Below are 21,156 nucleotides of genomic sequence, written 5' to 3'. Positions count from 1 at the left end.
CGGCTCGCCGCACTGATGCCACGCCAGGTCCTGCTTATCGATCTCGTCGACGAAGCGGCGGCGATCGACCGGTACGAGCGCTGGCACGCCGCGGGGGCGGTGCCACCGGCGGTGTGCGCGGACATTCGTGGATCGGGCATTCTCGCCATGGAGATCTATCGCAGCGGTAATCGCCTTGTCATGGTGATGGAGACGCGCGAGGATTACGCACCGACGCGTGAGACGATCGAAGCGGTGCAGGAGTGGGAAAGCAGGATGGACAGCGTTCAACGCCCCTTGCCCTGGGCAGACCGCGACGCGAAGTGGACGCCTGCCGCCCGGATCTTCTCGCTCGCCGAACAACCCTGACCTACGATCACGCACGCTACAGTCGGTGATCGCCGCAAACGACCTACAAGGAGAGATGACATGGCCGATGTAACGCGCCGCGAACTGGGACTGGGTCTGGGCGGCGCCGCGCTCGCGACATCGCTGCTGACGCCGGGCGCCGCAACAGCGCAGCCCGGCCCGCGCCCGGCGGTGGCGGATGGTGCGTTCCCGCGCGATTTCGCATGGGGCTGCGCGACGGCGGCCTATCAGATCGAAGGTGCCGTCAACGAGGATGGGCGCGGGCCGACCAATTGGGACGTGTTCTCGCACACGCCGGGCAAGGTCGCCAACGGCGATACCGGCGACGTGGCGTGCGACAGCTACCACCGCTATCGCGACGATATCGCGCTGCTGAAGGCGCTTGGCGCCCGCGCCTATCGTTTCTCAATCGCATGGTCGCGCATCTTCCCGAGCGGGCGGGGCGCGCCCAATCCGAAGGGGGTCGACTATTACGACCGGCTGGTCGACGGGCTGCTCGCCGCTGGCATCGCGCCACATGCGACGATGTTCCACTGGGATCTGCCGACCGGGCTCGCCGGCGGTTGGCAATCGCGCGACACGGCCTATGCCTTTGCCGATTACGCCGGCTATATGGCAGGAAAGCTGTCCGACCGCGTCAAGCACATCATGACGGTCAACGAACTGCGCTGCTTCACCGACCTGTCGTACATGACCGGCCAGAAGGCGCCCGGCCTCAAGCTGCCGCCGCGTGACGTCAACCAGATCCGTCATAACGGCGTGCTGGCGCATGGTCTCGGCGTGCAGGCGATCCGCGCCGCCGCGCGACCCGGCACCCAGATCGGGCTGGCCGACAACACCAGCATGTTCGTGCCCGTGATCGAAACGCCCGAGCATATCGCCGCCACCAAGGCCGCGGTGCGCGAGGAGAACGCGATGTTCCTCACCGCGATCATGGAAGGCAAGTATCTCGACACCTACCTGACCGCACAGGGTAAGGATGCGCCGCGCGTGCAGGCGGGGGATATGAAGATCATCAGCAGCCCGCTCGATTTCGTGTCGCTCAACCTCTACACGCCCAACTACGTTCGCGCCGCGCCCGATCAGCCGCGCGGTTATGCGATCCTGCCGCATCTGGAGCATTCCCCGCGCATGGTGTCGCCGTGGCTCTATGTCGCGCCAGAGGTGCTGTACTGGGGTATTCGCACGGTATCGGACCTGTGGAAGCCGAAGCGCATCTTCATTTCGGAGAACGGCTGTTCCGCCGACGACGTGGTGTCACCGGATGGCAAGGTCTATGATGCCGACCGCATCATGTACCTGCGCAACTGCATCACCCACATGCAGCGCGCGGTGCGCGAGGGCTATCCAATTCAGGGCTATTTCCTGTGGAGCCTGATGGACAATTTCGAGTGGGAGGACGGCTACAACACCCGCTTCGGCATCCACCACGTCGACTTCAAAACGGAGAAGCGCACGCCCAAGCTCAGCGCGGACTGGTACAAGGAACTGATCCGCACCGGTAAATTGGTATAACTGACGGTTGGTAGCTCGGTGCCTTCGCGATCTGCTGTTGCGGGGCCGGGCGTAGCCGAGGGGCTGCGATCGGTTTTGGCTGGCACGGCGCCGTATTTCGAGGCCGGACGGGTTCAGCCGTGGCACCGCGGGCGGGGCGGTGCGTTACCTTCGTATTCTGGTGGCATGGCGGTGCCGCGCCACCGGCGATCCGGATGTGGCGCCGCAATCACATGACGCGCCGGACACGATTTCACGAGGAGGGTACGGCGCTGGTCGAGACACCGAACACCGATGCGATCCTGCAGATCGGGCTGCTCGAGGACGAGGCGATCTCGCTTGACTCGGCGGCGCTTCAGATCGCCGCGCTCGACCATGCCGGGCTGGACCTGTCCGCTTACGTCGACCTTCTCGGCGAGATTACGGAGCGGCTGGTCGTGCTCGGCGGCGATGCGGAGAATGCGGTGGCGCGCGCCAAGATCCTGGCACGGGTGATCGGCACCGAATTCGGCTTCGTCGGCGATCGGCAGAGTTATGACGACCCTGACAATGCCGACCTCATTCGCGTAATCGACCGGCGGCGCGGTTTGCCGGTCAGCCTTACCATCCTCTACGTGGCGGCGGCGCGTCGGCTTGGCTGGGCGGCGGATGCGCTGAATACGCCCGGGCATGTGGTCGCCCGCATCGGCTCGGAAACGGAGCCGGTGCTGATCGATCCGTTCGACGGCGGTGCGATGTTGGATGCGGAGCAATTCGCCGCGTTGCTGCGCGCGGTGCTGGGTCGGGACGCCGCGCCGCGCCCGGAACATCTGACGGCGATGTCAAACCGGTCCGTGCTGGTGCGCCTGCTGATGAACCAGGCCAGCCGGGCTGAGCGGGGCGGTAACCTGGATCGCGCGCTGACGTTGTACCAGCGCATGACGGTCATCGCGCCATCCAACGCGCATGCGTGGTGGGAACATGCCCGGTTGCAACTGAATACCGGTGATGTCGAGGCCGCGCGTTCCAGCCTGAGCGCGATGCTGGAGGTCACGCGGGAGCCCGAACTGAGAATGCACGCCTGCGCCGCCCTGGATGCTTTGTCGCGCCGCCGCTGACCAGCAGCGCCGCAATGCTACTACGACCTAAGTCGTATGCGCCAGCGTTCCCATTTTCGTTAATCGGATAACGCGCATGAGCGTTCGGAGAGCCGGAATGAAGTCAGTTGCCCTTGCGACGTTGCTCGCAGCCCTCCTCGCATCGGGCGCGGCATCCGCCCAGCCGCAACAGCCGACGGGCACCACCGCACCCCGGCCGTGGATGAACGCGAAGCTTTCGCCGGAGGCGCGCACCAAGCTGCTGCTCGCCGCGATGACGCAGGATGAGAAGCTAAGCATCCTGTCCGGCTGGTTCGGCTCCGATCTTCCCGGCTACAAGGTCGATCCGCTCGCGCGCTATGCGTCGGCGGGGTTTGTGCCGGGCGTGCCGCGGCTCGGCATACCGCCGCAGTGGCAGACCGATGCGGGGGCAGGGGTCGCGACCCAGAACGCGTTTCGCGCCAAGCCGCTCGAACGCACCACCTTGCCATCGGGGCTGGCGATCGCCTCTACCTGGAACCCCGCTTTGGCGGAGCAGGGCGGCGCGATGATCGGGGCGGAGGCGCGGGCATCGGGCCTCAACGTGATGCTGGCGGGTGGCGTCGATCTCGTCCGCGAACCGCGCAATGGCCGCAACTTCGAATATGCCGGGGAGGATCCGCTGCTTGCCGGCACCATCGCCGGCGCAGGTGCGCGGGGCGTCGAAAGCGCGCACATCATCGGTCAGGCCAAGCATTACGCCATGAACGATCAGGAAACCGGGCGTAACATCGTCAACGCGGTGATCGACCGCAGCGCGGCGCGAATGAGCGATCTGCTCGCCTTCGAAATCGCGCTGGAGAAGAGCCACGCGGGCTCGGTGATGTGCGCCTACAACAAGGTCGATGGCGACTTCAGTTGCGAAAACGACTGGCTGCTCAACACGGTGTTGAAGCACGACTGGCACTTTCCGGGGTATGTCATGTCGGATTGGGGCGCGACCCATTCGACGGTGAAGGCGGCCAACGCCGGTGAGGATCAGGAAACCGGGTATAAGCGCGCAGAGGACTTCTACTTCGGTCCGAAACTCGCCGCTGCGATTGCCGCCGGCGACGTGCCGCAGGCCCGGCTCGACGACATGGCGGGGCGGGTGCTGCGCACGATGTTCGCCAAGGGTGTGATCGATTTCCCCGTAGGGCTCGCCCCGATCGACTTCGCCGCGCATGCCGAGGTCGCGCGCAAGGTGGCGGGAGAGGGTATCGTCCTGCTCAAGAACCGGGGTGACGTGCTGCCGCTGTCCGCACATGCCAGGCGCATCGCCGTGATCGGCGGCCATGCCGATGCCGGCGTGCTGTCCGGTGGCGGTTCGGCGCAGGTCTATCCGCGCGGCGGCAATGCCGTGCCGGGTGTCGAGCCGACCAGTTGGCCGGGGCCGGTCGTGTACCTACCCTCTTCACCGCTGAAGGCGCTGCGCCGCAACCTGCCGGGCGCGACGATCGGCTTCGACGGTGGGCAGGACCCGGCGGCGGCCGCCAGCCTTGCTGCGGCGAGCGATGTCGCGATCGTCTTCGTAACGCAATGGGCAGCTGAGTCTCGGGATGTTTCGATCTCCCTGCTGGACGGACAGGATGCGCTGATCGAAGCGGTCGCGCGCGCCAATCCGAACACGATCGTCGTCCTTGAAACGGGTGGGCCGGTGTTGATGCCGTGGCTCGACCGGGTCGCGGGCGCGGTCGAGGCGTGGTATCCCGGCACCGATGGCGGCGACGTGATCGCCGACGTGCTGACCGGGCGCATCAATCCGTCGGGCCGCCTGCCGGTCAGTATCCCGCGCAGTGTCGACCAGCTTCCCCGGCCGAAGCTTGATGGCGAGGGGTTGCCAGAGCATACCCCGTTCGACGTGGTCTATTCCGAGGGCGCGGCGGTCGGCTACCGATGGTATGACGCGCACAAGCTGGAGCCGACGCTGCCGTTCGGACACGGGCTTAGCTATACCAGTTTCGCCTATTCCAACCTTCGGGCGGTTCTCGCCGGGCAGGCATTGCAGGTCAGCTTCACGGTTCGCAACACCGGCAAGCGCGCCGGCGCTGATGTGCCGCAGGTGTATGTCGGCCCGGCGGACGGCCACTGGGAAGCGCCGCGCCGGCTGGGCGCGTTCGACAAGATCACCCTTGCCCCCGGTGTCGCGCGCACCGTCACCGTCACCGTCGATCCCCGGCTGCTTTCCATATTCGATGAAAGCAAGGGAGCGTGGACGCAGCGCGCTGGTGCGTACACGGTGTGGCTGGGCCGGTCGGCGCGTGACCTGCCGATGTCAACTTCGCTCCGTCTGCCGGAGCGCACGCTGACGGCCGGCGCCGACTTCACCTCGGCGCGCTGAACGTCCTGCGCGCCGCCACTGTCACGGCACGCTTGATGTCGAGACGGTACTGGCATCGGTACTGCCACGGATCATCAGCCGGTAATCGAGCGCGCGGCGATAGGCCGGTTCGGTCATGGCGTCGCGATAGGCCGGATCGGTGAGGATATCGACGGCTTCGGCGGCCATCGCCGCCTTGGGCTGATGGACGGTGGTGAGTTGCGGCCAGGTCACGCGCGAGGTCGGCGCGTCGTCGAACCCCGCGATCGCCAAAGACTGCGGCACTGCCAGCCCGCGCCGCATCGCCGCCATCAGCGCACCCAATGCCATGTCATCGTTGCTCGCGAAGATGGCCGTTGGTGGTTCGGCGAGCGCGAGCAACGCCTCGGCTTCGGCAAACCCGCTGCGTGAGGAGAAGTCGCCCTCGCGGATGAGATTGGGCGAGGCGGTCAGGTTCGCACGGGTCATTTCCGACACGAAGCCCTGCAGGCGGGCAGAGGTCGCGCCGTGCGCCGGGTCACCCTTGATAAACCCGATGCGGCGATGGCCCAGGCCGATGAGATGCCGCGTCATCTCCGCCGCCGCCGAACAATCGTCCATGCGGATGAAGCCCGACAGATCCTCTGCGGCACTTGGCGCGATCCGCACGAACGGGATCGCCGCCTGTTCGAGCAGCGCCGCCAACGTCACGTCGTCACACAGCGGCGGGGTCAGGATGACGCCGTCCAGCTTCATCACGCCGAGCGATCGGCTCAGCTCGGCTTCCCAATCGGGCGTATCCCGTTCGACCCGCTCGACGATCAGATGGTAGTTCTTCTCGCGGCACCGCATCAGCGCGCCAAGCTGCACGTCGGCGGCGTAGCCGGATGCCGGATCGTCGATCAGCAGCCCGAGCAGATACGAACGCGAACTGGACAGGCTGCGCGCAAACGCATTCGGCTTGTAATCCAGCTCGCGGACGACCTCCAATACCCGTTCGCGCTTGTCTGCGCGGACGTGGCGTTCGCCGTTGATGACGCGGGATACGGTTTTCGGCGAAACGCCTGCGCGAGCGGCTACATCCTTGATGCTGGTGACACTCACGCGCGTTCCGAATTCCGTCCAGAGCAAGATACGGCAAAGGCCGCGACCACGAGGTAGCACAGCACCGGCACGAAGAGCGAGGGGCCCAGTCCGGCGCGATCCGCGATCTCGCCGCACAGCATCGGGATCACCGCGCCGCCGACCACCGCCATGCACAGCAGCGTCGCGGCCGAGGTGGCACGTTCCGCCTGCGCCGGAAGCGCGAGAACGTACACCGTCGGGTACATGATCGAGTTGCACAGCCCCACCGCGATCAGCGCCACGGACCCGGACAGCCCGCCCCCACCGGCGGCGATCGCCGTCAAACCGGCGGCGCAAAGGGCGACGATTAGCAGCGGCGTTGATGGAGTGACCCGTCGCATGAGGATGCTGCCAGCGAAGCGCCCGACCATGGCGCCCGTCCAATACAAGCTTACCATCCGCGCGGCGATGGCGGCGCGCGCGTGCAATGTGCCGGGTTGCATCAGGTAATTGGCAAGCAACGCGCCGATGCTGACCTCCGCGCCGACATAGGCGAAGATCGCCGCCATGCCCCACACGAGCTTACGATCCCGGATCGCGGAAAGCAGATCGAAGCGCCCGACCGCAACCTTGGCTGCTGGTGCGGTGTCGAGCAGGCGACGATTGCGGGCATAGGAGATCGTCAGCACTACGAGGATGAGAAGCGCGAACAGGAACGGCGGCCCACCTTCCGCGCCGACCCCTTCGGTCAGGAAGGCGGCACCGAACAGCGGCGCCGCGATCGTGCCGGCGGAGTTGCACCCTTGCAGCAGGTTCAGTCGGAATGCGGCACCGTCCGCCCGGCCCACCACCGCGACGACGGTGTTGCTGGCGATCTGCAGGAAGGTGATGCCGCACGACAGCAACAGCAACGCCAGCAGGAGCAGCGGGAACAGCCGCATCGCGTTGGCGATCAGCAGCAACACCGTCGCCGCCGACATGATCGCCAGCCCGATCATCGCGGACCGCATGTATCCGTGCCGCGTTATGATCCGCCCGATCGGGACGGCGAAGAGCAGGTAGCTGAGGTAGAACGCCATCTGCACGAGAAGCGCGTGTGAATAGCTCGATCCGTACAGCGCCGTCAGCCGTGGCACCAGCAGACTGACCAGCGACGTGACGAAACCGCCGATCGCGAACACGCCGACCGACAGGCGGAACAGGCGCCTTGCAGCGATGGGAGCAGGTCCGGCCGTCACAACGCCTTCTCGTTACCGCGAACCGCGACAGCCGACTAGCACCGCGTCGCGGTGACCCGGCGTGGTCCGGACCGCGATCGCTCGAAGGGCGCTTCGGCCCTTCAGGGCTCGAAGCGTTGGTCAGCCAGCGTCGCCGATCCGGTCAGCGCCAGGTCGAGCGCATCGTGGCCGATCGCGGCGCGGTAGCTGCCGGCGGCGAGATGCCAGCCCTTGCTCGCCTCGTCCCACGCCGCCAGCGTCCGCCGCTCGGCATTCAGCGTGACGTGGCGCGTCTCGCCGGGCTGGAGCTCAATCCGTTGGAAACCGCTCAGGCGGGCGACAGCGCCGCCCGTAGGGGGCGTCACATAAAGCTGCGGCACGTCCGCGCCGGAACGCGGCCCGGCGTTGGTGACGTCGAAGCTCACCGTCAGCGCGGCGCCACCCGACACCTTCAGATTGGCGTAGCGGAAATGCGTATACGACAGCCCGAAGCCGAACGGGAACAGCGGTCGCTGCGCGCGCTTTGCGTACCAGCGGTAGCCCACGTCCGCGCCTTCCGGATAGTCGGCGGTGAAGCCCTTTGCCTCGCCACCCGCGCTGCCGGCGTTGGAGGCGGCGTCGTCGTTCGCGATTGCGTCGAGACCCACCGGCTGCGGGCGCGGCGCCTGGCGGTCCGAAGCGGGGAAAGTGATCGGCAAGCGGCCCGACGGGTTGACCCTGCCGAACAGGATGTTGGCGATCGCTTCGCCGCCGCGCTGGCCCGGATACCAGGCGGCGAGCACCGCCGGCACCTTGTCCAGCCACGGCATCAGCACCGGGCCGCCGCTCTCGACGATGACGACGGTGTGCGGGTTGGCGGCAGCCACCGCCGCGATCATCGCGTCCTGCTTATCGGGCAAAGCGAGCGTGGTGACGTCCTCCGCCTCGGTGCGCCACTGGGTCGCGAAGACCAGCACCAGATCCGCCGCCTTCGCCGCGGCGGCTGCGGCCGCAGTGTCGGTCCCATCGACATAGCTGACGTGGGCGCCGGGGTTCAGCGCCTGCACCGCCCGCATCGGCGAACTGTTGTGCCAGGTAGTGCGCGCGAACGATGCCGCCGGGCCGCTCTTCAGCGGGATCTCGACCGGTACCCCGCCGGTCGAGCGGACCTGTGAGGAACCGCCGCCCGACAGCACGCCGACATCGGCATGGCCACCGATGATGAGGATGCGCTTCGCGGTGGCGGCAAGCGGCAGCATCCCGCCGGCGTTGCGCAGCAGCACGATGCCTTCCTCGGCGGCCTTCTGCGCGACCCGCGCATGCGCATCGGTATCGATCGGCTGGTTCGTCGCCGGCACGGGATCGTCATACAGGCCGGTCTCGATCACGCCGGTCAAGACGTTGCGCACCATATCGTCAAAGCGCGTCTTGGGAACCTCGCCGCTGGCGACAGCCGCCTTCAGGCGTTCGCGAAAGAAATCCTCGCGGTCCAGTTCGGCGCCGGAATCCTGGTCGAGGCCGGCGTTCGCTGCCTTGGCGGTGGAATGGACCGCGCCCCAGTCCGACATGACCCAGCCCTTGTAGCCCCATTGCCCGCGCAAAATATCGGTCAGCAGCGTTTTGTTCTGGCAGGCCCAGTCACCGTTCACGAGGTTGTACGAACACATTACCGAGCCCGGGTGGCCGCCCTCGATGCCGAGCTTGAACGCGAGCAGATCGCTTTCGTGCAAAGCGGCCCAGTCGAGCCGCGCATCGACGATCATGCGGCCTGTCTCCTGCGCGTTGAACGCGAAGTGCTTGATCGTCGAGACGATGTGATTGCTCTGCACGCCCCGGATATGCGCACCCCCCATCACGCCGGTCAGCAGCGGGTCTTCGCCAAGATATTCGAAATCGCGACCACCCCATGGATCGCGCGTCAGGTTCACGCCCCCGGCGAGCAGCACGTTGAAGCGCTTGGCGCGCGCCTCCGCGCCGATCATCGCGCCACCCTGATAGGCGATTTCGGGATCAAAGCTGGCGGCGGTGGCGAGGCTGGCGGGGAGCGCGGTCGCGGTGTCGCCCTTGCGCTGCTCGATCTGATTGGCGACGCCGAGGCTGGCATCGCTCTCTCGCAGGGTTGGAATGCCGAGGCGCGGCACGCCGAGCATTTCGCCCGCCGACGGAATGAGGTCGTCGGGCGCGCCGGGCATGCCTTGTGCCTTGGGCGGAAACCAGGTGCGGACGATCTGCATCTTCTCGTCCATGGTCATGGCGCGCACCAGCGCATCGGCGCGCGCTTCCGCGCCGAGCTTGCGGTTCAGCCACGGCGTCTGCTCGGGCTGCTCGGCGCTGGCCGCTGCGGAAAGAGACACGCACGCCGCGCCGGCGAGCAGCAGGAAACGCTTCGGGGTAAGGATCGCGCGCATAGGACCTCTCAACGGGCTCGGTGATAGTGCAGGACGAGGGAACGGTGGTCGGGCAGGTTGGCGGCCGCCTGTTGGGCGGCGTGCCGGATCTTGCCGAATGTTGCGATGGCATCCTGTGTCTCACGCGGCATCGCATAAAGTGCGCCGCGCCCCGCTTCGGTCGCGAAGCCAAGCCCGTGCAGAATAAACGCCCAGCTCGGCGGCAAGAACGTCTCTTGGTCGGCCACGAAGTCGAACCGCGAAGGGAGCCGGTGGCGCCATTGCGCAAGCTTGTCACGCAGCCCCTCCGGCCAACTCGCCGGATCGGCATTGTCGCGCCAGTACGGCGTGTCCGTGCGCTGGCTGACGCAGTAATGCAGCTTGAGGAACTCGACGATCGCCGCGAACCGCGCGGTCATCTGCCGGTTGAAGGTCCGCGCCGCGCCGGCGATCGCGTCCGCGTCGAGCGGCCCGGCCAGCATATCCGCGACCATGCGCGCGGCAACCTCGATCAGCATGATCCCGGTCGATTCCAGCGGCTCGAAAAAGCCGGCGGACAGGCCGATCGCGACCGTGTTGCCGACCCACTGGCGTTCGCGGTAGCCGGTGCGGAAGCGCAGCAGGCGGGTCGGCAGGTCGACACCATTGTACTGGCGGATCACCGCTTCGGCCGCATCGTCCGACATGTGGCGGCTCGAATAGACGCAGCCGGTGCCGCGTCTATTCGACAGGCCAATGTTCCAGATCCAGCCCGCATCATGCGCGGTCGCGAGCGTATAGGGTGCGATCGGTGCGTCTGGCGCGCTCGGCACCTGCATCGCGATGGCGCGATCGTTGAACAGGATGTCGCCTACGTCGTGGAACGGCGCGTCCAGCGTCTCACCGATCAACAGCGCGCGAAACCCCGAGCAGTCGAGGAAGATCTCGCCCGCTACCGGTGCACCGCCCGCTGGTGTCACCGACGCGATAGTACCGTTCGCGTCGCGTTCGACCGAGGCGATCGTCGCTTCGATCCGCCTCACGCCGTTGGCGGTGGCAACCTCGCGCAGCCATGAAGCCAGCTTGGCGGCGTCGAAATGGTAGGCGTAATTCATCGAGCCGCCGAAATCAGGGTCCTGCGGGCGCTTGGGGCCTTTGCCGGCGCGGATCACGCGTTCCTGCGTGGTGACGGCGTCGGCATAGGCGGGGCGGTTCGGATCGCCTGCGGAATCGAGCCAGAACGGTAACAGCCCCGGCGTGTCGCCGCCGAGCGGCAGATTGAACGGGTGGAAATAGTCGTCGTCGGGACGTCCCGGCGTGGCGCGGCCAGCCCAGCCGGTAAAACGCACGCCCTGTTTGAAGGTCGCGTCGCTGGCGCAGATGAACTCCGCTTCGCTGCGACCGAGCGTCGCGATGGTGGAGCGCAGCGTCGGGAAGCTGCCTTCGCCGACACCAATCGTGGGGATGTCCGCGCTTTCGACCAGTGTGATCGCCCAGCCGTTCGCGTGTGGCGGACGTGGCAACATACGCGCCAGATAGGCGGCGCTGAGCCATCCGGCAGTCCCGCCGCCGACGATCACAATCCGTCTGGTCATCGTGGCCACTCCGCCCATGATCTTTGTGGATCAACCCTCATGCCTGACATCAAGCCGCTTTGAAAATGGCGGCCACTGTCCTGCCGTGAGGAGGGCAGTGGCCGCAGTCAGGCTCCTTGGGAGGAGACTTGGGGGACGATCAGAACTTGGCGCGGACGCGGACGCCCCAGGTGCGCGGCGGTTCGTAGTTGGACAGGAAGACCGTCGACAGGCCGTTCGTGCCGACCGTTCCGGACACGCCCGAACTGGTGCGGATGCGATGATCGGTCAGGTTGAGTGCGAACGCCTCGACCTCGTACTGACCACCCGGTGCGGTATAGTTGAGCCCGAGGTCGATCCGCGCGAACGCGTCCTGCTTGTCGAACGCGGTGCCGAGCAGCCCCTTGCCGGCCTGATTTGCGGTCGGGTAGCGCGATGCGACATCGCCGTTGAAGTAGGTCAGCCAGCTGCTGGTTTCGTAATGCAGCGTGAAGCGTGGCGTGATCCGCCCGGCATTGGCCAGCTCGAAATCATGCTCGTAAGTGCCGGTCGCCGAGAAGTGCGGCGCGTGCGGCAACTGGTTGCCCTTCAGGTTCTCGATATTGTCGGGCGTGTTGTTGTAGATGCGGTTGTCGACCGTGAAGAGATCCTTGAACTCGGTGTGCTGGTACGTGCCCGACAGGTTGATCCGGTCGGTCCGCGTCAGGTTCGCGGTCATCTCCGCCTCGAAGCCGTAAGCCTTCGCGCCCTTGGCGTTGGTGGTGATGATCTGGCTGCCGATGATGTCGCCCGCGGCGTTGCGCGTCGTCACCGCCTGGTTGACCTGATAGCCCTTGAAGTCCTCGTAATAGGCCGCGAGGTTCAGGGTGACGTGATTGTCGAAGAACCGCGACTTGGTGCCGACTTCATAGTTGGTCAGCGTCTCGGGGCCGGCGAGCAGGCCGCCATCCTCGATATTGCCCGACTTGAAACCGGTGCTGACGCTGCCGTAGGCCAGAGTGCCCTGCGTAATTTGGGCATCGGCACGGGCAAGCCAGGTCAGCTTGTTCCATTTGCCATAGGCATCATTGTTCGAGATGTCCCACAGATTGCCGTACTGCGCGGTCTGCGCATTCAGCGTGTTGACCAGATCCTGCGCGTTGCCGGCCTGATGCAGATCGACCGTGAAGATGCCCGGCAGGTTCGGCACCGCCGCCTGACAGGCGGCGAGCGTGGCGGGCGCGAGCGTGGCCGAACAGCCCGAGAAGGTGACGTTGCGGCCGCCGATATCGCGCTTCTCGTCGCTGGTGTAGCGCAGGCCACCGGTCAGGTTGATCTTGTTGGTGACGTGCCACACCGCCTGGCCGAACGCGGCGCGCGAGTCGATCTCGCGATCGGCCTGGATGAAGCTGCCCGCCCAGTTGAACGTGCCGTTGCGATAGCCGTTGCGCTGATCGATATCGAAACGGATTTTGTTGACCTCGTGGCTGTAATAGCCGCCGACGATCCAGTCGATCGCGTTCGCGCCGATCGACTTCAGCTGAAGCTCATGGCTCCAGAAGTCGTAGCGGGAGAAGGCGGTGTTGTTTTCGCCGAAGCTGTCGTTGGGCAGGTTGAGCGAGCCGTCCGGGTTGCTGAACGGCGGATGCGCGCCGGCATCGGCATCCGAATCGGCGCTGCCGCCGACACGGGTGAAGCCGGCGATATAGGCCGCCTCGATATGATCCGAGAGATCGTACGTCATGTTGGAGCGGATGCCCCACGAATAGCGATCGGTTTGCGGTGCGGTGTCGACCAGCGCGGACCAGAACTTCTGCCCGGCGCGCGGCGTCTGGAACAGGCTGAGGATCGGGGAGCCGGTATCCTTGTAATATTCGCCCGACAGGTTCCACTTGAAGCGGCCGAGATCCCACAGCGCGGACAGGCGCGCGGATTTCTGGTCACCGGCATAGTATTTCTGCCCGCTGGTCACGAAGGCGGAGCGGTTCACGCCCGCCACGTCCGGTGCCTGCTGGTAATCAATATAACCATCGTGCCGATCGGTGATGAAGGCGGCGCGCAGTGCGAAATTGTCGGTGACGGGAATGTTGATCATCCCGCGCGTGCCGAAGTGGTTATAGGCGCCGCCGACCGCCTCGATGCTGGCGTGGAAGCCGTCGAGCTGCGGCTTGGCGGTGATGAGGCTGACCGCGCCGACCGTCGCGTTGCGGCCGAACAGCGTGCCTTGTGGGCCGCGCAGCACCTCGACACGCTCCATGTCGTACATCAACACCGACGCGCCCTGCGCGCGCGGTGAATAGATGCCGTCGACATAGATCGCGACCTCAGGATCGGCGACTTCGGTATAGGCGGCGTCGTTGCCGATGCCGCGCAGCGTCAGCAGGATTGCGCCCTGATCGCCCTGTTGCGCGAAGTGCAGGCTCGGCACGAAATTGGCGAGCCCTGTCACGTCGCGAACCTGCTGCCGGTCGAGCGTCGCCTGGCTGAACGCGGAGATCGCGATCGGCGTGCGCTGGAGGCTGGTCTCGCGCTTGGTCGCGGTGACGACGATGTCCTGGATCTGTCCGGAACCGTTGGTCGCGTCCGATGGCTGTGCCGCCGGCGTTGGCCCTGCGGGGGTCGCAGTAGGTTGTGTGGTGGCATCTGCCTGAGCATGTGCTGCAGATGAAAACACGAGAGCAGCCGCGAGCGCCGTGCTCGCAGCAAGTACTTGCCGCGTCATTATCAATTCCCTCCGAGATCGCCCGTTTGTCACGAGCTTGACGCCTCAAAAGCAAAACCGCGCGAGTGTGTCAAAACATTTCTGACATCGATGTCGGTTTTGCTGGCGTCGTGTCAGGCGTGCAACTGCACAGGCTTCGGCTGCGTGGCTGCAGGCACGGCGCGAAGGCATGTTGGCAACGAAAGGCGGCGCGGCGAGGTGTAGGAACCCGTCGGAAGTGTGGCCCCCCGTCATGGTGAACGGGCGCGCGAAACCTTTATCGGAGATCGCGCTCCGCGACGTTCGACCAAGCGCTTACGATCGCGCCGCGTAACTGGCGCCCGCGTTCCACCGATGCGCTTCGCAGCCGTTCCCCAGCAGCCGCAAAGTCCCTCGGGTAGCTCGACGAGCGTTCAAGCCCCTCGACCTGCATGACCCAAAGCTGCCGAAAGGCGCCGCCCTTTTGCCGCAGCAGCTGCTGCGGTGGCCCGTCCTCGACGACGCGCCCGCGATCCACCACGATCACCCGGTCGAAGCCGACGATCGTCGACAGGCGGTGCGCGACCGCGATGACGGTGCGGTTGCGGATCAGCGCGTCGAGCCCGTTCTGCACCTCGAGCTCGCTTTCGGAATCGAGCGCACTCGTCGCTTCGTCGAGCAGCACGACACGCGCATTCTTCAGGAAAGCGCGCGCGATGCCGATGCGTTGGCGCTGGCCCCCGGACAGGTTGGCGCCACGTTCCCCGACGATACTGTCATAGCCATGCGCGAGGCGGCGGATGAAATCATCGCATCCGGCCGCCTCGGCGGCACGGTGCACGTCCTCGTCGCTGGCGTCAGGACGCGCGAAACGGATGTTGTCCATGACGGAGCGATGGAACAGCAGCACTTCTTGCGGCACCACCGCGATCGCATCGCGCAGGGATTCCTGCGTGACCTGATCGATGCGCTGGCCATCGATGGCGATGTGGCCGATCTGCGGATCATGGAAACGTTGGATCAATTGGAGGAGCGAGGATTTGCCCCCTCCCGATGAACCCACGATACCGACCTTCTGCCCGGCCGGGATCGTCAGCGTCAGGTCGTGGATCACCGGCTCATGGGGATCGTACCCGAAGGTGACGCTTGCGAGTTCGACGCTTCCCTCGCCAACCCGCAGCCGCGCCGCGTCAGGCGCGTCGTTCAAGGTCTGGGGAACGCCGATGATGTCGAGCGTCTCGCGCAAATAGCTGAACTGCTGGCTGGTATCGATCAGCGCCATGGCGAGATCGCGCGAACCGTGCAGGATGCGAAACGTCATCGTGCTGATGATGACGACATCGCCGGTCGAGATCGCGCCCGTCGACCAGCGGCCGATCGCCCAGATCAGCGTACCCCCGACAAGGACCGCGAGCGCGATGTCGTGCAGGCCACGCATCCGTTCGACGAAGAACCAGCCACGCCGCTGTGCACTGGCTTCCTCGTCCAGGAAGCCTTCCAGCCGCTCGAGTTCGCGGTCACGGGCGGCGAACGCCTTCACTACCCAGATGTTGCCGATCAGGTCGATCAACTCGCCGCCGACGGTGCCGGCGTGTTCGGCGAAGGCCTTGTGATGGACATGGCCGCGCAGCCCGAGCAGGATCAGCGTCGCGGTGACGGCAATGAACACCACGCCGAGGATCGCGGCCATCGCCACGTCTATGGTGACGAAGATCAGCATCGCGCCGACAAAGGCGATCAGCGGCGGCGTCACCTCCTGCAGCAAGCGGTGAACAATCGCGCCGAAGATCCCTGCGAGGCCAGAGATGCGGTGTCCAAGCGAACCTGCCCGCTGGTTCTGGAAGAACGGCATCTGATGGCCGGTGAGATACTCCACCATGTCGAGCCTGATGCCGACCCCGGAGGACACGGTAGCGTGGCCGAGCGTCAGTGCGGCGACACGCTGCAACAGGCTCTCCAGTATGACGAGGCCGAGGAAGACGCCCAGCGCCGCATAGACGGTGCCGCGCGCGCGAACGTCACCGGTCATCGCGTCGACCAGAAGTTTCATGGCAAATTGCACGCCGATCGAGCTCAGCGAAGCTCCAGCGACCAGCAGCCCCAGTGCCAGGAAGATCCACGGTCGCGCGGCGACATAGTGGAGGATGAAGCGGGTCGGACTACGCAGAAAAGGCAAAGGCGTGGGCTCCGTCCATGACTTTACTTGCTGCACTGCAGCGGCAATCAATGCAAACGGCAATTTGTTCCTGGATCATTAACGGAGACAGCGCCTTCGGACGGCGCAGCTTCGACACCATCGATATTGCACGTTCGGGCGCGATCATGGTCGCGCGTAGGGCCTCTGCCGTCGGCGCGGTCAAGACTTTATGCACCGTGACGTGCTGTAATTAGGGCAGGGCGCCATGCCCCGGCTGCCGGCCCCGTCGCGTGAAGCCTATCGGTCGATGGCGACCATGGATGCCTGCGGGTAGCGCGCCCCCTCCGCCGCGCCCGGCGGCAGGATCCCATCGATGCGGGCGAAATCCGCCGCGCTCAGCACCACGTCGAGCGCCTTGAGATTGTCTTCAAGATACGTCCGCCGCTTGGTGCCCGGAATCGGTACGATGTCCTTGCCTTGCGCCAGCACCCAGGCGAGCGCCAGCTGCGCGGGCGTGTAGCCCTTGTCCGCCGCCATCGCGCGAATTGCCGCGACGAGATCAAGGTTCTTCTGGAACGCCTCGCCCTGAAAGCGGGGATGATTGCGACGGCTGTCGCCCTGGTCGAGATCGTCCGGTGTCTTGAACTGACCGGTGAGGAAGCCACGGCCGAGCGGGCTATACGGCACGAAGCCGATACCAAGCTCCCGGCAGACGGGCAGGATTTCGGCCTCCACATCCCGGCTCCACAGCGAGTATTCGGTCTGGAGGGCGGTGATCGGATGCACCGCGTGGGCACGGCGGATCGTCGCGGGTGCGGCTTCGGACAAGCCAAGATACTTGACCTTGCCCGCCTGCACCAGTTCCGCCATCGCGCCCACCGTCTCCTCGATCGGTACGGCGGGATCGACGCGGTGCTGATAATAGAGATCGATGAAGTCCAGTCCGGTACGCTTCAGACTGGCGTCACAGGCGGCGCGAACATAGTCGGGACGCCCGTTGATGCCCTTGAAGCTGCCATCCTCGCCGCGCACGTTGCCGAACTTGGTTGCCACGACGATCCAGTCGCGGCGTTCCCGCACGACGCGGCCGACCAGCTCTTCGTTGGCACCGACGCCGTACATGTCGGCGGTATCGAGAAAGGTGACGCCAAGATCGAGCGCGCGGTTGATGGTCGCCACCGCCTCGGCCTCGTCACGACTGCCGTAGAAATCGGACATCCCCATGCAGCCGAGGCCAAGCGCGGAGACTTCGAGGCCCTGCTGGCCGAGTTTGCGGGTCTGCATCGGTCTGTCCTTGTCGGCCGGCAATCCGGCGCAGCGGGAGGGGGTTAGCGGCGGAATGCTACTGTCTTTCCGGAGAACTCTGCGGTGCCGTGATCGATCCATGCCGCCATTCCAAGCGCGCAGGTGCCGTTGGAACGCTGTGCCCGCTGAAACGCTGTAGCCGCACGGGCGATCGTGCCCGAGGAGGTGCCTGATGGCTGAGGACAAGACCGCGACGCTCTACCGCATGATCCTGCCCGATCATACGTGTCCGTTCGGCGTCCGCGCGAAGGACATTCTGGAGAATGCGGGCTTCCGGGTCGATGATCGCATCCTGCGGTCGCGCGCGGAAGTGGACGCGTTCGAGGAAGAACAGGGCGTGGCGACCACGCCGCAGATTTTCATCAACGATGAGAGGATCGGCGGCAGCGATGATCTCGAGCGCTATCTAGGGCAGGCATGAGCGTGGACGCACCTGCCAAGCCTGACGTCGGCCTTGCGCCGCTCGCCGCGTTGGCGGCGGTCGGTCTTGTGCTTGGCGCTAGTGCCGTGCTCGGCCGTCGCAATGCGCCGGATCGCACGCATCCGCGTATTCGCCGCTGGTATCGCCGGCTCGACAAGCCCGGCTTCACGCCGCCTGATGCAGTCTTCGGGGCAGTGTGGCCGGTGCTGGAAACGGGGCTGGCGGTCGGTGGCTATCGGCTGTTGCGGCAGCCTTCCGGCCGGACGCGCAATGCGGCGGTCGGGCTGTGGCTGCTGAATACCGCGATGGTAGGCGGTTGGACTGAGCTGTTCTTCAGGGAAAAGCGACTGGCGGCGAGCGCAATGGCGTCCGGCGCGATGGTGGCGAGCAGCGCCGCCTATGTCGCCACCGCCGCGAAAGTGGACAGGCCGGCTGCGGCGATGGGCGTCCCGTTCGTCGGTTGGCTCGGCTTCGCCACGTTGCTGGCCGGGCGTATCTGGCGCGATAATCCGGCCCGGACGCGGTGAGTCTTTCCGTCTGGTACGACGGCGATTGCCCGCTATGTCGCCGCGAGATCGCGCTCATGCGGCGGCTGGATACCCGCGGACGGATCGCTTTCGTCGATGCGACCGGGCCTGCGACCTGCCCGGTCGACCGCGCCGAACTGCTGGCCCGGTTTCATGCGATGGAGGACGGGCGTCTCCTGTCCGGCGCGGCCGCGTTTGCCGCTATGTGGCGCGCGATTCCGCTGCTGCGGCCGCTCGGTCTGATGGCGCGACATCGCCTTGTGTTGCACGCGCTGGAGCAGGCATATCTGCGGTTCCTCCGCATCCGTCCCCGCCTGCAAAGGTGGTTCGGCAAGCCCTAGAACCTACGTCACAGCATCTGTTCGACGCGGATCGGCAGATGCCGAATACGACGCCCCGTCGCGTTGAAAACGGCATTTGCCACTGCTGCGTTAACGCCGATTATGCCGATCTCGCCGAGTCCCTTCACGCCCTCCGGGTTGACGGCCTGATCCTCGTCCTCGACCATGATCGCGGTCATCTCGCCGATGTCCGCAGCGGTCGGCACCAGATATTCGGCGAGGTCGCGGTTCAGGTAGGCGCCCGTCGCCGGATCCACGATGGTCCCCTCGAACAACGCCGCGCTCTGACCCCAGATCATGCCGCCGAGCAACTGATTACGCGTGGTCAGCGGATTGATGATTCGGCCGGCGGCAAAGGCGCCGACGTGGCGGCGGACGCGCACCTCACCTGTATCGGAATGCACGCCGACCTCGATGAAATGCGCGCCGAAGCTCCATGCCAGTCGGTCTTTGGGTGTGCTCATCAGCTTCAGATGGCCCTTTTTCAGGTCGTCGATCGCGGAGGGCTCCGCGCCCGGTGGCGTGAAGGCGACTTCGACGGAGCGTGCCCGGTCGGATGGCTGCGCGCGAAGCTGCCGGCACGCCTCGGCAAGTGCGTTCACCAGCGTGGTCGTCGTCGACGATCCGCCGGAGATGCCGGCCGCTGGCAGGGCGGTGTCGCCGAGTTCGACGTTGATGCGTCCGAGCGGAACGCCGAGCCGCTCGGACGCGACCATCGCCAGCAGCGTGTACAGGCCGTTGCCGATCTCGTGATGCGCGGTCTGGACGTGGACGATGCCGTCGCTGGTCTGGTGTACGCGGATGATCGCCGGGCCGATCTTGGCCGGCCGGGCTGCGGCGGCACAGCCGTGACCGATCCGCCACCGCCCGTCGCGCGTCTCGCCGGGTCGTGCCGATCGCCGCTCCCAGCCGAACGCGGCCGCACCGGCGTCGAAGCAGCGCATCAGCGGGCGGGTGGTGAAGGGGTGGCCGGTGACCGGATCGGTCGCCGTATCGTTGCGCCGGCGCAGCGCGACGGGATCGATCCGCATGGCGTGGGCGAGTTCGTCCACCGCGCACTCCAGCGCGAACAGATATGGCACCTCCGGCGGCGCGCGCATCGGACCCGGCGTGTTGCGGTCCACGCGCGCGACGCGCTCCTCACTGGCGATGTTGGCGCAGGCGTACAGCGCGGTGCTGACGTCGGTGCCCTCCATCGCGAAGGTGTCGAAGCGCGATGTCGCCGTGGTCGCGGTATGCGACAGCGCCACGAACCGCCCGTCCGCATCCGCGCCAAGCCGGATCGCGTGATGCGTTTCGGTCCGGTGGTTGGCGATGGTGAAATTGTCGCGACGGCTCACCACGATCCGCACCGGGCGCTGCACCCGACGCGCGGCGATCGCGGCGAACACGGTGTGCTGCGACAAGCCGAGTTTGGCGCCGAAATGCCCGCCGATGAACCGCGCGATCACCCTCACCTTGGCGGGATCGATGCCGAGTTGCGCGGCGAGGCCGTTCCGTGCCGCGCCGATGAAGCGGGTCGGTTCGTAAACAATCAGCGTGTCGCCATTCCAGACGCAGGTCGTATCCGGCAGCTCGATGGGATTATGATGCTGGATCGGCGTCGTATACGCCACGTTGATGCTGGCGACCGCCCCGGCAATCGCACCCGTGAAGTCGCCGATGTGACGGTCCTCATACCCGGCACGCAGGCTGGCGAGCGGCTCCGACACGGCTCCGGTCGCGCCAAGCCCGCCGACATGCGGCGCGCCTTCATAGCCGATGCGGATCGCCAGCGCCGCCGCCCGCGCCTGTTCGAGCGTCTCGGCGATGACCACCGCAACGATCTGTCCGGCGTAATGGATTTCCGACGACGCGAGCGGCCGCAGCGTGCTGTTCGCCCAGCCGTCCGCCATCATGTGACCCACCGGCGCCACGGCGTTGCCGGCGTTGCGATAGGTCAGGATGTCGAGCACGCCCGGACTGCGCTGGGCGACCGACGTGTCCATGCGCACGATCCGCCCCCGCGCCATCGGGCTGGTGACAAGCACGCCGTATGCGAGATCACGCGGATGGAAGTCGCCCGGGAATTCGGCAGCTCCGCAAACCTTGGCGGGGCCGTCGATCCGCACCTGCGCTCGGCCGAGGATCGCGTCGGCGGGATCGCGGGACTGCTGTCCGTCCATCAGGTTACATCCTCAACACCACGGGCATGCTTGCTCCGACGGCTAAACGCCCCGTCCGCGCCCACCGCCTGTCAGGTCGAGCAGGGGATGCCGCAGGAGGAACCGTTCTGCGCAGATGTCAGAGCCTTGGCACCTCCTTCTTCAACTTTTGGAGTGCGTGAAAGT

At 66.1% G+C, this 21,156-nt stretch carries 16 protein-coding genes; 7 read left to right on the top strand and 9 right to left on the bottom strand.

Translation table 11 applies throughout. The features are described from left to right. Nucleotides 1-15: 15 nt before the first annotated feature. The 4 genes from L8F97_RS16590 to L8F97_RS16575 all read left to right on the top strand — a co-directional run bounded on the left by L8F97_RS16590 (nucleotide 16) and on the right by L8F97_RS16575 (nucleotide 5,277). Nucleotides 16-348 (top strand): L-rhamnose mutarotase, encoded by a 333-nt coding sequence (locus tag L8F97_RS16590; RefSeq protein WP_242152789.1) that lies wholly within the window; start codon nucleotides 16-18, stop codon nucleotides 346-348. Between the two features lie 60 nt (nucleotides 349-408). Next, a complete protein-coding gene (locus tag L8F97_RS16585) occupies nucleotides 409-1,863 on the top strand; it encodes a GH1 family beta-glucosidase (RefSeq protein ID WP_242152786.1) in 1,455 nt (484 codons plus the stop codon). Between the two features lie 119 nt (nucleotides 1,864-1,982). After that, nucleotides 1,983-2,939, top strand: a complete 957-nt coding sequence (locus L8F97_RS16580; protein ID WP_242152783.1) for a SirB1 family protein — start codon at nucleotides 1,983-1,985, stop codon at nucleotides 2,937-2,939. Between the two features lie 97 nt (nucleotides 2,940-3,036). Then, complete coding sequence (locus L8F97_RS16575; RefSeq protein WP_242152780.1) at nucleotides 3,037-5,277, top strand: beta-glucosidase; 2,241 nt, start codon at nucleotides 3,037-3,039, stop codon at nucleotides 5,275-5,277. A gap of 21 nt (nucleotides 5,278-5,298) precedes the next feature. Here the strand turns inward: L8F97_RS16575 and L8F97_RS16570 are convergent, their stop codons facing one another. The 8 genes from L8F97_RS16570 to L8F97_RS16535 all read right to left on the bottom strand — a co-directional run bounded on the left by L8F97_RS16570 (nucleotide 5,299) and on the right by L8F97_RS16535 (nucleotide 17,516). Beyond that, nucleotides 5,299-6,339: a LacI family DNA-binding transcriptional regulator gene (locus tag L8F97_RS16570; RefSeq protein ID WP_242152776.1), complete on the bottom strand. Its 1,041-nt coding sequence runs from the start codon at nucleotides 6,337-6,339 to the stop codon at nucleotides 5,299-5,301. After that, entirely contained in the window at nucleotides 6,336-7,538 is a 1,203-nt protein-coding gene (locus tag L8F97_RS16565; protein WP_242152773.1) for an MFS transporter, read from the bottom strand. The genes L8F97_RS16570 and L8F97_RS16565 overlap by 4 nt, the downstream gene beginning before the upstream one ends. Nucleotides 7,539-7,639: 101 nt before the next feature. After that, nucleotides 7,640-9,904, bottom strand: coding sequence for a beta-glucosidase (locus tag L8F97_RS16560; RefSeq protein WP_242152772.1), 2,265 nt, complete (start codon nucleotides 9,902-9,904; stop codon nucleotides 7,640-7,642). Between the two features lie 8 nt (nucleotides 9,905-9,912). Next, the gene (locus L8F97_RS16555; RefSeq protein WP_242152769.1) at nucleotides 9,913-11,457 is read right to left on the bottom strand and encodes a tryptophan halogenase family protein; all 1,545 of its coding nucleotides are present in this window, start codon (nucleotides 11,455-11,457) and stop codon (nucleotides 9,913-9,915) included. 139 nt (nucleotides 11,458-11,596) lie between these two features. After that, the gene (locus tag L8F97_RS16550; protein ID WP_242152766.1) at nucleotides 11,597-14,137 is read right to left on the bottom strand and encodes a TonB-dependent receptor; all 2,541 of its coding nucleotides are present in this window, start codon (nucleotides 14,135-14,137) and stop codon (nucleotides 11,597-11,599) included. A 256-nt stretch (nucleotides 14,138-14,393) separates the two neighbouring features. Next, nucleotides 14,394-16,271 (bottom strand): ABC transporter ATP-binding protein, encoded by a 1,878-nt coding sequence (locus tag L8F97_RS16545; protein WP_242152763.1) that lies wholly within the window; start codon nucleotides 16,269-16,271, stop codon nucleotides 14,394-14,396. Beyond that, nucleotides 16,255-16,419, bottom strand: coding sequence for a hypothetical protein (locus L8F97_RS16540; RefSeq protein WP_242152761.1), 165 nt, complete (start codon nucleotides 16,417-16,419; stop codon nucleotides 16,255-16,257). The genes L8F97_RS16545 and L8F97_RS16540 overlap by 17 nt, the downstream gene beginning before the upstream one ends. A 110-nt stretch (nucleotides 16,420-16,529) precedes the next feature. Beyond that, on the bottom strand, nucleotides 16,530-17,516 hold the full coding sequence (locus tag L8F97_RS16535) for an aldo/keto reductase (protein ID WP_242152758.1): 987 nt from the start codon (nucleotides 17,514-17,516) through the stop codon (nucleotides 16,530-16,532). A 193-nt stretch (nucleotides 17,517-17,709) separates the two neighbouring features. Here L8F97_RS16535 and L8F97_RS16530 point away from each other — a divergent pair, with 193 nt between their 5' ends. Genes L8F97_RS16530 through L8F97_RS16520 form a run of 3 tightly spaced genes read left to right on the top strand, consistent with a single transcriptional unit; the run spans nucleotide 17,710 to nucleotide 18,826 of the window. Further along, nucleotides 17,710-17,958, top strand: coding sequence for a glutaredoxin domain-containing protein (locus L8F97_RS16530; RefSeq protein ID WP_242152755.1), 249 nt, complete (start codon nucleotides 17,710-17,712; stop codon nucleotides 17,956-17,958). Beyond that, nucleotides 17,955-18,485, top strand: a complete 531-nt coding sequence (locus tag L8F97_RS16525; RefSeq protein WP_242152752.1) for a TspO/MBR family protein — start codon at nucleotides 17,955-17,957, stop codon at nucleotides 18,483-18,485. Before L8F97_RS16530 ends, L8F97_RS16525 begins: the two co-directional genes overlap by 4 nt. Further along, on the top strand, nucleotides 18,482-18,826 hold the full coding sequence (locus L8F97_RS16520; protein WP_313932023.1) for a DUF393 domain-containing protein: 345 nt from the start codon (nucleotides 18,482-18,484) through the stop codon (nucleotides 18,824-18,826). The genes L8F97_RS16525 and L8F97_RS16520 overlap by 4 nt, the downstream gene beginning before the upstream one ends. Nucleotides 18,827-18,834: 8 nt before the next feature. Here L8F97_RS16520 and L8F97_RS16515 read toward each other — a convergent pair whose 3' ends face one another. Beyond that, nucleotides 18,835-20,991, bottom strand: a complete 2,157-nt coding sequence (locus tag L8F97_RS16515) for a xanthine dehydrogenase family protein molybdopterin-binding subunit (protein ID WP_242152749.1) — start codon at nucleotides 20,989-20,991, stop codon at nucleotides 18,835-18,837. Between the last annotated feature and the right edge of the window lie 165 nt (nucleotides 20,992-21,156).

Origin of the sequence: Sphingomonas sp. BAUL-RG-20F-R05-02 (genome assembly GCF_022662305.1) — a bacterium.
GTDB lineage: Bacteria > Pseudomonadota > Alphaproteobacteria > Sphingomonadales > Sphingomonadaceae > Sphingomonas.
This window is presented reverse-complemented; position numbering and strand designations above follow the sequence as displayed.

Coding starts and splice junctions, on each gene's coding strand:
- L8F97_RS16585 (WP_242152786.1), top strand. CDS start 409: ATGGCCGATGTAACGCGCCGCGAACTGGGACTGGGTCTGGGCGGCGCC.
- L8F97_RS16555 (WP_242152769.1), bottom strand. CDS start 11,457: ATGACCAGACGGATTGTGATCGTCGGCGGCGGGACTGCCGGATGGCTC.
- L8F97_RS16560 (WP_242152772.1), bottom strand. CDS start 9,904: ATGCGCGCGATCCTTACCCCGAAGCGTTTCCTGCTGCTCGCCGGCGCG.
- L8F97_RS16575 (WP_242152780.1), top strand. CDS start 3,037: ATGAAGTCAGTTGCCCTTGCGACGTTGCTCGCAGCCCTCCTCGCATCG.
- L8F97_RS16550 (WP_242152766.1), bottom strand. CDS start 14,137: ATGACGCGGCAAGTACTTGCTGCGAGCACGGCGCTCGCGGCTGCTCTC.
- L8F97_RS16515 (WP_242152749.1), bottom strand. CDS start 20,991: ATGGACGGACAGCAGTCCCGCGATCCCGCCGACGCGATCCTCGGCCGA.
- L8F97_RS16530 (WP_242152755.1), top strand. CDS start 17,710: ATGGCTGAGGACAAGACCGCGACGCTCTACCGCATGATCCTGCCCGAT.
- L8F97_RS16590 (WP_242152789.1), top strand. CDS start 16: ATGCCACGCCAGGTCCTGCTTATCGATCTCGTCGACGAAGCGGCGGCG.
- L8F97_RS16540 (WP_242152761.1), bottom strand. CDS start 16,419: ATGATCGCGCCCGAACGTGCAATATCGATGGTGTCGAAGCTGCGCCGT.
- L8F97_RS16535 (WP_242152758.1), bottom strand. CDS start 17,516: ATGCAGACCCGCAAACTCGGCCAGCAGGGCCTCGAAGTCTCCGCGCTT.
- L8F97_RS16525 (WP_242152752.1), top strand. CDS start 17,955: ATGAGCGTGGACGCACCTGCCAAGCCTGACGTCGGCCTTGCGCCGCTC.